Source organism: Arthrobacter sp. CG_A4 (assembly GCF_035985125.1).
In the GTDB taxonomy this organism is placed as follows: Bacteria; Actinomycetota; Actinomycetes; order Actinomycetales; family Micrococcaceae; genus Arthrobacter.
On the sequence record NZ_JAXCID010000029.1, the window covers coordinates 1 to 11431 of the forward strand.

Annotated in this window: 9 protein-coding genes; 8 read left to right on the forward strand and 1 reads right to left on the reverse strand. The window is 63.4% G+C overall.

The annotated features are described in order from the left end of the window. The 8 genes from RCH07_RS12780 to RCH07_RS12815 all read left to right on the forward strand — a co-directional run. Positions 1-479: hypothetical protein (locus RCH07_RS12780; RefSeq protein WP_326967853.1), on the forward strand; the 479-nt coding region annotated here is incomplete at its 5' end. 12 nt (positions 480-491) lie between these two features. Continuing rightward, positions 492-1934 (forward strand): type IV secretion system protein, encoded by a 1443-nt coding sequence (locus RCH07_RS12785; RefSeq protein ID WP_326967854.1) that lies wholly within the window; start codon positions 492-494, stop codon positions 1932-1934. After that, a complete protein-coding gene (locus RCH07_RS12790; RefSeq protein ID WP_326967855.1) occupies positions 1927-3432 on the forward strand; it encodes an SCO6880 family protein in 1506 nt (501 codons plus the stop codon). Before RCH07_RS12785 ends, RCH07_RS12790 begins: the two co-directional genes overlap by 8 nt. Before the next feature lie 242 nt (positions 3433-3674). Further along, complete coding sequence (locus RCH07_RS12795; protein WP_326967856.1) at positions 3675-4889, forward strand: ATP-binding protein; 1215 nt, start codon at positions 3675-3677, stop codon at positions 4887-4889. A gap of 8 nt (positions 4890-4897) precedes the next feature. Beyond that, positions 4898-6712, forward strand: a complete 1815-nt coding sequence (locus tag RCH07_RS12800) for a type IV secretory system conjugative DNA transfer family protein (protein WP_326967857.1) — start codon at positions 4898-4900, stop codon at positions 6710-6712. Beyond that, positions 6696-7205: a hypothetical protein gene (locus RCH07_RS12805; RefSeq protein ID WP_326967858.1), complete on the forward strand. Its 510-nt coding sequence runs from the start codon at positions 6696-6698 to the stop codon at positions 7203-7205. The genes RCH07_RS12800 and RCH07_RS12805 overlap by 17 nt, the downstream gene beginning before the upstream one ends. A 169-nt stretch (positions 7206-7374) precedes the next feature. Further along, positions 7375-8457 (forward strand): ArdC-like ssDNA-binding domain-containing protein, encoded by a 1083-nt coding sequence (locus RCH07_RS12810; RefSeq protein ID WP_326967859.1) that lies wholly within the window; start codon positions 7375-7377, stop codon positions 8455-8457. A 62-nt stretch (positions 8458-8519) separates the two neighbouring features. Continuing rightward, positions 8520-9032: a single-stranded DNA-binding protein gene (locus RCH07_RS12815; protein ID WP_326967860.1), complete on the forward strand. Its 513-nt coding sequence runs from the start codon at positions 8520-8522 to the stop codon at positions 9030-9032. 363 nt (positions 9033-9395) lie between these two features. Here the strand turns inward: RCH07_RS12815 and RCH07_RS12820 are convergent, their stop codons facing one another. After that, positions 9396-11387, reverse strand: coding sequence for an AAA family ATPase (locus RCH07_RS12820; RefSeq protein WP_326967861.1), 1992 nt, complete (start codon positions 11385-11387; stop codon positions 9396-9398). Positions 11388-11431 lie beyond the last annotated feature (44 nt).

Sequence of the window (11431 nt, forward strand, 5' to 3'; positions counted from 1 at the left end):
TAGCTTCGGTGCTCAAACACCAAGGCCATGATCGCGCTGTAGTCCGCCATGAAAAGTCCTCTCAACAAAAAGCGGCAGCACCGAATGTGCCGCCAGCTTCCCAAGAGCCAACCAGACCAACCCCACCAGTACCACCTAGCCGAAAGGAGCGGTACCACCTGACCGGACTGCCCGTACCATCAACCCGTATTTGCCAGCTGGCAGCTGTGGATCCCGGAATCACCCCGAACGCAAACTTTCCCTTTCTCGAGTCGCTGAAACAGATCGGCGGCGGCATCCTCGTGGGCGCCTTCATAGTGATCGCCATTGTCGCGATCATGGGCGCCGCGATGCTGTTGGCAGGTAAGTTGAGCCAATCGTCGCGTCTGGCCTCCGGTGGGGGCATGATCCTGCTCTGGACTGGCCCGGTGGCAGCAATCCTGGGTGGCATTAACGGCTACATTCTTTGGTCCCAGTCGGCGTTCAATCTCGGATTCTAGGTCCGAGTCATCATGCCGGTTGACTGTGATCTCAACGGATGGTGGCCGCCCGGGTGCGGTCTCGTCTCCCAAGCGAACGACGGCATCCAGGGTTCAATCACGTCGCTTTTCGCGAATATTCTCCAAAATATCGCTTCATGGATCTGGTCCTTCATCACTGGCGCGTTCAGGTTCTCGGACGTGGATGATTCGCAGTGGACCGCCGTCGAAGGCCTCACGAGTTGGTGGGTCGTCGTCATGATGACGCCCCTTGTCGTTGCCATGATCATCCAGCTGCTGTCCGGTTTGATCAGCCAACAACCCCGCCGTCTTGTGCGGGCCCTGGTAGGCGGGGCTGCCGCCGTCCCAATGGTGGCGGGTGCGGTGTACTTGGTCCGCCAGCTCACCAAAGTGAGTGATTCGGCGTCCGCGGCGCTTCTTGGCTCCCTGGGAACAGATCCATACGTGCTGTTCATGAGGCTCTTCGGCTTCGAGAAGGCTCCGGCCGGCGCCGGCAGAGACTGGAACGTCATCTCTCTGGCTCCCGGGTCCAGTGGAGGCGCGGCCGGGGCCGTTGTCGTCACCGCCATGGCCGTCATCGTTGTCTGGGTTCTGGCGTTCATCCTGATGTGTTCAATGATCTTTCGATCTTTCGCGCTCATCGTGCTCGCCGCAGTCGCCCCGGTCGCTCTCATGCTCATGCCGTGGGAGAAGACGCAAACTTGGGCGCGGCGGTGGTGCGAAATCGTCATCGCGTTGCTTCTCGCCAAGCCGTTGGCCGCGACCGTGCTGGCCGTGGCCATCAAGCTCTTTGCCGAGTCGAAGTCATTCGCCGGTCTGGCCGCCGGCGTCGTCGGTATGGCCTTGGCTTGTGGAGCTCCGCTGATGACGCTACGCCTGGTTAGTTTCGCCGGTGGTGAGCTTGCCGCAGCGGCGCAAACTGCGGGAGGCGGTCACGTACTTTCTCGAAGCTCCGGCTTTGCCGCCCGGCAGATCAGCCGACAGGCTGGCGGCCGCTTCACGCTCGCTCGCCTGGCATCGCACTCATCTGCGACTCGTCCGATCCAGTCGAGCCGGCCACAGTTTCCCACCCGCGTACTGGCACCCCGTGCGCCACTGCCGCAAACGCAGACAGGCACGACGTCGGCCCAGCCCACCGGGGGTTTTGGGCCCGCATTGATGCTCGACGCCGGCACCACGGCTAGCGAGCGACCGTCACCCCGGGCGCATGGAGGCCGGCGTGGGCGGAATTCGACTCCGGGCGCGCCGCTCGAGGGCCCGGGTACGCGTGCATCCGGCGAGCAGCCACCGCCGCCGAGACAGCCGGCTGATCCTGAGGCCTCTCGAACGGCACCGCAACCGGCGTCCCCGTCGCCTGCCTCCCCGACGGGGCCTCCGTTGGCAACACCGGGCCGCCCACCCATCCGACAGCAAGCAGTCGTCCAGCACCTGAATGACGGTGATTTCCATGTCTGAAAATTCGCGCGCCCTCGAGGCCGTCAATTTCCCCCGGTACGAGCGTCGCGGCGTATTTATGGGCTTGAAGTGGTACCAGTTGCTGCTGCTGTCGGCCGGGGTCGTTGTAGCGAGCACGGCATCGGCACTTCGCGGACCATTTGGCCTCTTTGCATCGGGACCACTGTGGCTGTCGCTCATCCTGCTCGGGTTGCTCCAGTATTCGAGGATCCCCTACCCGGTCTGGGCCGGGCATGCAGCCCTGTTCCTCTACCGGTTGGCCGCCAAGCAGACCCGCTTTCTGATCAGGCCCGAGCGCCCGGCCTTGGCGGGGCACTTGGCGCTGCCGGGCGGATTGGGGAACCTGGAACTGCGTCGGACCTCAACCGGTGAGTCGTTCATCGTGGACGCCCGCGGCAGGGAGGCGATCGCCGTGCTGCGCTGCAGCACCAGATCATTCGCGCTCCTGGACTCTGATGACAAGGCCTGGGCGGTTCAAGCCTGGTCCCGCGTGCAGGCAGGCATGGCCCAGCGCAGCAGCGTCGCCAGAATCGCCGTCCAGGACTACACCGTCCCGTATCCCTCGTCGGCCCTGCGCGACTTCTATGAACGCACTGCCCCGGAGCGGGCGAGCACGCCAAAAGACCTCACCTGGGGTCAGCGTGCCTACGAGGACCTGATCGCTGCGGCCGGATCGGCGATGAGCCACGACCTCTTGCTCGCGCTTGTGGTGGACACCGGCAAAGCGCGACGCCGAATCAAGGAGTCCGGCGGGGGACTCGTCGGCGTCGAACAGGTGCTGCGGCTGGAGGTTGAGGCCATGACCACCGCGCTGGGCACTCACAATGTCAGGGTGGAGGAGTGGCTCCCGGAGACGGGACTCCTCGACGTCGTCCGCGGCGCCTTCGATCCGGCCGCCCCGGCAACCCCGGCACGGCAGCCCATAGACTCCACGACGGCGCCGGAGCTCCAGAACGATAGAGAATCCAAGGCGCCCGGCGTCGCTGCCGGGCCGATGGCGGTCGATGAGCACTGGACCTATGTGCGCACTGACTCCGGTTTTCATCAAACGTTCTGGATCGCCGAATGGCCGCGGCAGAAAGTCTTTCCTGGCTTCCTCCACCCCTTGATTTACGTGGGCGATTTCCGCCATACGGTGACCGAGGTGATCCGCGCCGTACCCACGACTGAGGCGCTGCGGGACATTCGCTCCGCCCAGGAAGCCCATGAAACTAGGCGACGGATCAATACCCGTTTCGACAGGCCGCTCACCCGGGAGCAACGGGCAGAGGAAGAAGAGGTGACCCAGCGGGAGGAAGAGATCGTCGCCGGTCACGGAGACGTGCGGCCGGCCGCGTACGTGACCATCACGGCGGGCACCCTCCAAGATTTAGCTCGGCACAGGCAGGAGCTCGAGTCGGCGGCGGCGGGAGCCTTCGTCGAACTGCGGTTGCTGGCCGGTCAGCAATGGGCGGCCTTCGTCGCTGGTGCGCTCCCGTTTGGGCGGGGACTGCGGTGAAAAGGCCAATCCAATCGGTTCACTACGTGCCGGCAGGTGGGAACCGCCAGGAGCGGAAGGAACGACGCCGGCAGAACTACGATGCTCACAGCCAGCCGTGGGAGTCCGCGCTCCGCAGCTTGGGAGAGACGGTCGGTGCCGGGCTCGACAGAAGGGAGCACGGCGGCGACTGGGGGAGCCATGATGCGGATTCTCTCCGCGGTCCGCACCGCCTGCGCCCGGCACCGCACCGGGCGTCCACCATGACCTTCGCCGCTGCCTACCCGTTTATCACCGAATCAGGGCTGGGCCACGAGGGGACGTACATCGGCACGGACGTGTTCGGCTCCGGTGCTTTCTCCTACGATCCGTGGATTCTTTATGACAAAGGCGTGATCAATGGCCCGTCGATCGTCGTTATCGGCACCGTCGGGACAGGGAAGTCCATGTGCGGAAAGTCGTTGGTGGCCAGGTCGATCACGCTGGGTCGGAAGGCCGCGGTCGCCTCTGACCCTAAGGGCGAGTGGGTTGCCGTCGCGAACGCCGTCGGCGGGAAGGTCATTTCTGTAGGCCCCGGCCGCGCTGCCCGGGTTAATCCGCTCGACGCCGGTCCGCGGTCCAGCGCGCTAAGTGAGGCGCAGTGGCAGGCCGTGGTCCGTCAACGACGCCGCTATCTGCTGGTGGCGTTGGTGTCGCTCATGCGGCAGGGGATGCCGCTGCATCCGGTGGAACACACAGCCCTGGATATGGCGCTCATGGAAACGGTCGCGCAGAACTCGAATCCCACGCTGCCGATGGTCCTGGACCACCTGCTGAACCCGTCAAGGGAAACCATCGGGCTGGTCGGCAAGGACGGGGGACAGGCCGTCAGCCACTCGCTGCGGCGCACAGTCTCCGGCGACTTGGAAGGCATGTTTGATGCACCCTCCACCGTCTCCTTTGATGCTGATGCGCCCATGATGGTGATGGACACGTCCGCGCTGATCGGTGCCTCGGAGCAGGCACTGTCCCTCGCCGCGGCGTGCGGCGCCACCTGGCTGGAAGCGGCCGTGACGAATCCCGATGGCGGCAAGCGGCTGGTGGTCTATGACGAGGGCTGGCGCATGTTGGCGGACCCCTACATGCTCGCAAAAATGAGCGAGCAATGGCGGTTGGCCCGTACCTACGGCATAGCGAATCTGCTCATCATGCACAAGGTGGCCGATCTGAATGAAATCGGCGACAGCACCAGCGGCCACCGCCAAAAGGCACTCGGCCTGCTCACAGAAGCCGACACCAGGATCATCTACCGGCAGAAGCACGATGCCATGCGTCTGACCAAGGAAGCGTTGGGTCTGTCGGAGGCGGAATGCGAGCACGTGGAGAACCTCCCCAAGGGCGTCGGGCTCTGGAAAGTCGGGAACCGTTCCTTCATCGTCGCCAACCGGGTCACCACCGATGAACTGGCAGTATTCGGCACCGACGACCGGATGGTCTGAAAGCCGCCATGAACCGGCGTGCAGGGGACAGTACTCCACTCGTGACGGCCGGGCTTATCGCAACAGCCGGCTACGTCTGCCTGTGCGTCCTGATCCAGAGCGCAGCCCACATCCTGATTATCTGGCGCTGCGGCGGCGGCTCACCGTCGCCCTTCAACCCGGCCGCCGCCGTCGGGCTCTTTGCTGGCCGGACTGATTGGATTCTTGGTCAACCAGAAGGGTGCGACGTCGGCGCCGGCGCCGTCTGGTGGGTGGTGGGCCCGGTGCTTCTCCTGGTGGCGGCGCTCGCCGTCGGGTCCATCCTGGCGTGGCGGAGGTGGAAGCAATCTGGAGCGTGGTTGCGCCAGGACATCCTGAATCGTGAGGGTATTGCCCGGCGGGCCGAGATCCTTCACGACTTCGGAGCCAGGGCCGTCCGAAGGCGGGGAAAATTCACACGGCCAGGATTGGCCAAACCCCGGATCGAGGACGTTGCCTGGACGCTGGGCCGATCCCGCGGGGTCACTATCCACGTCTCCACCGAGGAATCCATGGTCATCCAAGGCGCGCCGCGCTCCGGCAAGGGCCTCTACGTTGTCATCAATGCGATCCTCGACGCGCCGGGTGCCGTGGTCACCACGTCCACCCGCGCCGACAACCTGGTGGTCACTATGAAGGCCCGCGCCACGGGGAGCAGACCGGTAACAGTGTTCGATCCGCAGGGCATGTCCGGGTTGCCGTCAACGCTTCGCTGGTCTCCCGTCCGTGGCTGCAAGGATCCGGACGTCGCCACCCGCCGCGCGCTCGTCATCACCGCCGACACCGAGATGAAAGGCGAAAACGCGGCCTGGCAAAAGCGCTCGCTGATTATCCTGCAATGCCTCCTGCACGCTGCGGCACTGTCCGGGGAAGGCGTCCGCGCGTTTCGCCGCTGGTCCTCGAGCCCTGTCCTGGCGCGTGAGGCGTTGGAGGTACTCAGCCGGCCCGGTGCAGCGCTGGGATGGCAGGCCGATCTCATGGGCATCCTTGAGGATGACCCCAGGAATACCTCCAACTCCTGGATCGGTGTCTCGGCCGCCGTGGCACCGCTGTCATCGCCGAAAGTACTGGCCGCCTTGGACCCCCTGGACGAATCTGAGGAATTTGATCCCAAGACATTCATCCGCGACTGCGGGACCCTGTATTTGATCGGGACCCGCGCCGGAGCCGCCGCAGCTGGTCCGTACCTTTCGGCCCTGATCGACGACATCGACAATGCCGCCCGCGAGATGGCCTTCATCGCCCCTGGTGGCAGGTTGGACCCGCCGCTGTCCCTCATCTTGGACGAGATTGCGAACCTGGCGCCGTGGCCGGGCTTGCCGATCGCCCTCTCTGACGGTGGAGGTATCGGCATTTCCACTCTTGTGGTGTTGCAGTCCCTGTCCCAGGCGCGGACGGGATGGTCGATCGATGAGGCCGCGACCATTTGGGACTCGGCCATCATCAAGGTGATCTTCGGGGGCGGCTCTGACGAGCGTGACCTTCGTTCGCTCGCCGGGCTCCTGGGGGAGCGGAGCCTGATCCTGAACACCCGTTCCTGGTCCGCACAAGGCCGCCAGGACGGCGAACAGATCAGGGAGAGCCCGGTCCTGGCGCTGCATGAGATCCGGCGTCTGCCCACCGGCACAGCCCTCATGCTGGGGCGGCGGACCCGCCCCATCCTGTTGGACCTGCGCGAATGGCACAAGCGCAAGGACGCGGCCGAACTCGGCCGGTCGAAGCTGGAGCTTGAACAAGCTCTGGCAGACGGGCACCGCTCGCGGCAGCAAACAACCGCGGAGGTGAGCGGTGGCGAGCCAGGATGACACCGAACGCTTTGAGATCCCCTCAGCAGGAGGAGAGGAGGACGACCTGACGGCCGAGCTTTTCCGGTCCCCATTCCGGCCGCCCGCGAGGGTGACCGGCGTGACGTACCGTTGGCGAGCACTGACGGCGGCGCAGGCCGGGACCGTGTGGGGCGACCTGGCGGTGTGGGTCAGATGGCTAGTCGCCACGTACCAGCTGACGACGTCGGTGGTTCCGGATTGCTGGTGGCGACACACCGAGATCGTTGCCGAGCTGTACGCGCTGCATCGGGCGGAACTGGCCTCCTATGCCAGCGACGACCCCGGCTTCGGGCCGCTCGCCTTTCACGAGCGGCTGCCACACGCCGTCGAGCGCCTGCGGACCCATACCCGCATGGCCGGCTGCGTCGGTCTTCAAGCGCATAAGGACCCCGCGTTGAGAATCCTGCGATTGGACGCACCGGGCTTCGTTGAGTGGCAGGCGGCCTCCCACCAGATCGGTGACGAATTCTAAAGTCATGCTGTTTGGGTCACTCAGGACATGAATGAGTATCCGCAGGGTGGTCCCGGCGGGAACCCGAGAAGTATGGAGGGCGGCTGTCGTGGCCCCTGAACCTGAAGACGAATCCAGCGATGTGGCGGCAAATGCCGCGTTCAGCGCTAGCGATACCGGTAATTCGCGCATGACACCGGAAGAACGCATCGCTGCCCTAACGGGTGGTCTCCACAAGATCCTGGAACAGGCCGTTGAATCTCCGTCGCACTGGCAGGTGCTGCTGGATGCCTCGGCAACATTGTGGCGATACTCGGGCGGCAACGTCGCCCTGCTCATGATGCAGATGGCCCAGCGCGGCGCCGAAGAACCCACCCTGGTGGCCGGCTACAAGGAATGGGCTCGCCACGGCCGCACCGTGTCGCGAGGTGAGCATGCGCTCTGGGTGATCGCGCCCCGCACGGTCCGGGTTCAGCAGGTGACACTTCCGGACGGTACCCGGCAGCGCTTCGCGGCGGGGGATCAGTTGCCGCGCGGCGCCGTCGACGATGGAAAGAAAACCGTCATCACCGGTTGGCGCGGGCAGGCGGTCTTTGACGTCTCGCAGACGCAGGGGACACCACTGTTGGTGCCCCGTGGCGGTGCCGCCGCTGGCGTGGATGCAGGTGAACTGTGGCGATCCCTGGCGGCCGTCGCCGGCAGGCACGGGTTCGACGTCGATGTGACAGACGCCCAGTATGGGCTGGCAAGCGGCTTTACGGACTTCGCCGGACACCGGGTCCAGATTGGTGCCTGGCTGGGAATGGAAGATCGCACAGCGGTTCTTGCCCACGAGCTTGGGCATATGCTGCTCCATGGTCCGGACGACGAGATTGGCCGGCTCTACGGCAGCAGCGCGGATCACCGGGGGCTGGCCGAAATCGAGGCCGAATCCGTCGCTTACACCGTGCTCAGGGCCCACGGCATCGACCGCGGCCCGCAATCCGCCACCTACCTGGCTGGATGGGCTGACGCCGTCATTGAGGCGGAGACCGATGCGATGACCCACGACGTCGGCAGCAAGTTACCCGAGTCCCGTGCGGACATTGCCAAGTCAGTGTTGGGCCGCGTCACCGCTGCCAGCAAGGGAATTCTCGAAATTGCCCATCCGCCGGGATTCGGCGGCAAGATCTCCGCAGTTGGCGCGGATCCTCGCGTGAACCCCGCAGCGTCCTACATGGGCGTGGAACGGCCCGTGCGGCCCGTGGATGGGCCAGCAATGGCGGGCCCATAACGACGGCCGTACCAAAACTGTCCGGCGGGAGAGTCCCGCCGACATCTGAAAGGACAACATCAATGAGCACCAAGATCCCGGTTAGCATCGCGGGCAATCTCGTCGCCGATCCCGAACTGAGCATCGGCGAAAGTGGCGTGGCCCACGCTAAGCTTCGTGTCGCCGTCAACCAGAGAATCCAGGGGGCAGACGGCACCTGGCGCGACGGAGAACCCGTCTTCCATAATGTCTCCGCCTTCCGCGCGTTGGCAGAAAACACGGCGACCTCGCTGAAAAAGGGCGACCCGGTCACCGTCGCGGGGGAGCTGGAATTCCGCTCGTACGAGAAGGACGGCGAACGCCGCGAAGCCCGCCGCATCGTGGCAGACACAATCGGGCCCGATCTCCGCTTCGGCACTGCGGCCTACCACCGCTCCTCTCACGTGGCAGACGTTGGGACGTCCGCTCAGGTTCACGTGGGTCCCAAGGTGCCCATTGCGGCAGAGTCTGGTCCGCCGGCATACAACATGACTTCCAAGAGTCCGGTGGTGGTGCCCCCTTTCGGGAACGCGGTAGGGACTGAGATGAGTTTCTGAAACGGGGTACGTCAGGCTGAATGACGGGACCAGTCCGTTGACGAGAATGGCCGGAGGATCGGCGCGGCGCGGACCGCCGGCCGCCACCAGACCGTCGTGCTACAGCGCTAATCTCGATCGACGTTAGATTCTCGCCCGTCAGCAGGGATTAGCGCAACCATTGTTGCTGCTCCTAGTCGTTGGCCATGGCGTCGAGTTGGGCCCGTTCCCGCAACCGTTCCTGCAGCCGGCCGCGAGGAGGACCTCGACGATTTTTTCCGGGCCGCCCAACTCCAGAAGCACGTTGGTGGATGAAGCTGCCCCGCAACACCCGAGCACAAAGGCATTCCTCGCTTGGCATGTCCCAAGTCCTCCACACCGCGCCTAGTTTGGTCTGGAGTAGTCTTCACCAGATTGTTCGGCGCGAGTTCTTCCTTTGGAGGTAGGACCGAGAGCCCGGACCAGTTCAGCATGGAGGGTTTGGAGTAGCGCCGTCGCGTTCTCGCTGGGGATGGCTTTTCCGTGTTCAGCGATGTAGCTTGCTACATCTCGCTTGCCAGGAATGCGCAGGCCTGGCTTTGCCTTTGCCCATGCCTCAAGCTGCTTCGGGCGGGTCAACTTACTGTGTTCGTCGAAGGTAGGCAGATCCGCGATGGTGGCGGTGGGGTTCCACTCGCGCAGCAGCTGGGCGTACGACATCCTGTAGACATCGGGGTCAAGAAGATACTCGAGCATGAGCGCACCGAGCTGAACTACCTTCTCCGAGGAGACTCCGGCTGCAACCAGACTCTTCTTCAGCTTGGTTCCGCCCGCATCATTGTCGACGAGAAAGGCGACGCGCGCTCCTTCCAGGTCCAGATCCTTGTAGTCTTCCGGAGAAGATTCAGACAGACCGGGGGCAACTTGGTAGGGCAACTCACTTTGGCCGGTTGCCGCGCGGATTAGCGATGGCAGTACGAGCATCTCTGTCGCGCCTTCGGCGAGCACTACGTAACGAGCTGTAGCGAATGCGGACGCTCCCGCTCCCATCGCGATCATCAGCGGGGTGAAGCCGCTTGCGTTGCGCCAAAAGCTGTTTTCTAAGGTGCTTTCTTGGGAATTTTCCGTGTTTGGAAGCACGGCGCGGACATTGGTGCCGAGATCAGCGGGCAAGCATGCCGGTGAGTGTGTCGTATAGATGATCTTTGCGACCGCTTGTTGGCGGGAGAATGAAGCAACGAGGTCCGCCTGCGCATCTAGGTGAAGGTGTGTCTCGGCTTCATCGATGAGTAGAACCGGCTTGACGTCCTGTGCCCGCCCTTCAAGAAATGCCACCATAGCCACGTACATTCGTAACCCGGCGCTTCGCTCATTGATTGGCGTGACGATGTCTTCGTCTTGGAGGATTTCAATGTAAATAGTGGAATCTTCGAGGTTGAAAGCCACTGAAAGATGCGATTGCCGCCATGATTCATTGAATTTTTGCTTAAGTACAGCGTTTGCTCTGCGGATCCTCGTACCGTGCGCCGCCCTGTGACCGTCCTCAATCTCAGACAAGAGTTGGGGCAGGGAAAGTCCGGCCATGTCCGCGAGGTTCTGAACCGAGGCGGGCGCGTCCTGCAGTGTGTCTTCGCTCAGGGTGAATGTTGAAGGCAGCGTTCGATCGCTGTCGGAGAAGAGCAGCGCCAGGGGAAGCATCTTTCCGAGTCGGCGCCGGACCTCCGCGCCTGGCGAGCCGGCCTTGACCCAGTTGAGCAGGTCACCGATTGATTGACGAGCTTCCGATGCTACCTCCAGGGCTTCCGCAGACTCCTGCAAGTCAACCAATTGATCATGAAGCTCAGGGAGTACTTCGCGCAGTTGGTCTGCTTCTTCCGCTTCCTTCAATTTCGCGCTCAAAATCTCAAAGCCTTCGAGCGCCTGCGACTTGCGTCCGGCCCAATCCTCAATTTCAGAGTCATCGCTTGAGCTCAGATCAGAGAACGAGTCTCTCGTGATGGGCTGTTGGAATTTGGTAACCAGCGCTGCGACCTTGATCCGCGAGTGCTGAGGGTCCGGTTCGACCAGCATGTAGCGGGTTGTTTCGCCTGCTTTACGTGAAAGTTCGAGCTTTCGCGGAAGTTCCTCGAGATCCATATCGCTGAAGGACTGCGTTTCATGCTCTTCGAGCACATAGATTCCCTTGACGACGGTTGTGTCATCGTTTGGCTTAGCAGTCCGGGATCGACGCGTAGTCGGAAGAGTCGATGAAGTGTCAGTCAGGTAGTGCAGCGCGTCGAGCAGCGTTGACTTTCCCGCCTCGTTCGGGCCTACAACAGCGACGACCCGCGGAGTCAGGTCTATCGACCCCGCCGCGATTCTTCCGAACCCCTTGATGGATGCTTTGGTTAAACGCAACGTTTGCCCCCTGATTAGTCTTCACCGAAACGATGCTCCGTTGC

Excerpts from the sequence above, each read along its gene's own strand:
- RCH07_RS12785 (WP_326967854.1), top strand. The coding sequence starts at position 492 with ATGCCGGTTGACTGTGATCTCAACGGATGGTGGCCGCCCGGGTGCGGT.
- RCH07_RS12790 (WP_326967855.1), top strand. The coding sequence starts at position 1,927 with ATGTCTGAAAATTCGCGCGCCCTCGAGGCCGTCAATTTCCCCCGGTAC.
- RCH07_RS12795 (WP_326967856.1), top strand. The coding sequence starts at position 3,675 with ATGACCTTCGCCGCTGCCTACCCGTTTATCACCGAATCAGGGCTGGGC.
- RCH07_RS12800 (WP_326967857.1), top strand. The coding sequence starts at position 4,898 with ATGAACCGGCGTGCAGGGGACAGTACTCCACTCGTGACGGCCGGGCTT.
- RCH07_RS12810 (WP_326967859.1), top strand. The coding sequence starts at position 7,375 with ATGACACCGGAAGAACGCATCGCTGCCCTAACGGGTGGTCTCCACAAG.
- RCH07_RS12815 (WP_326967860.1), top strand. The coding sequence starts at position 8,520 with ATGAGCACCAAGATCCCGGTTAGCATCGCGGGCAATCTCGTCGCCGAT.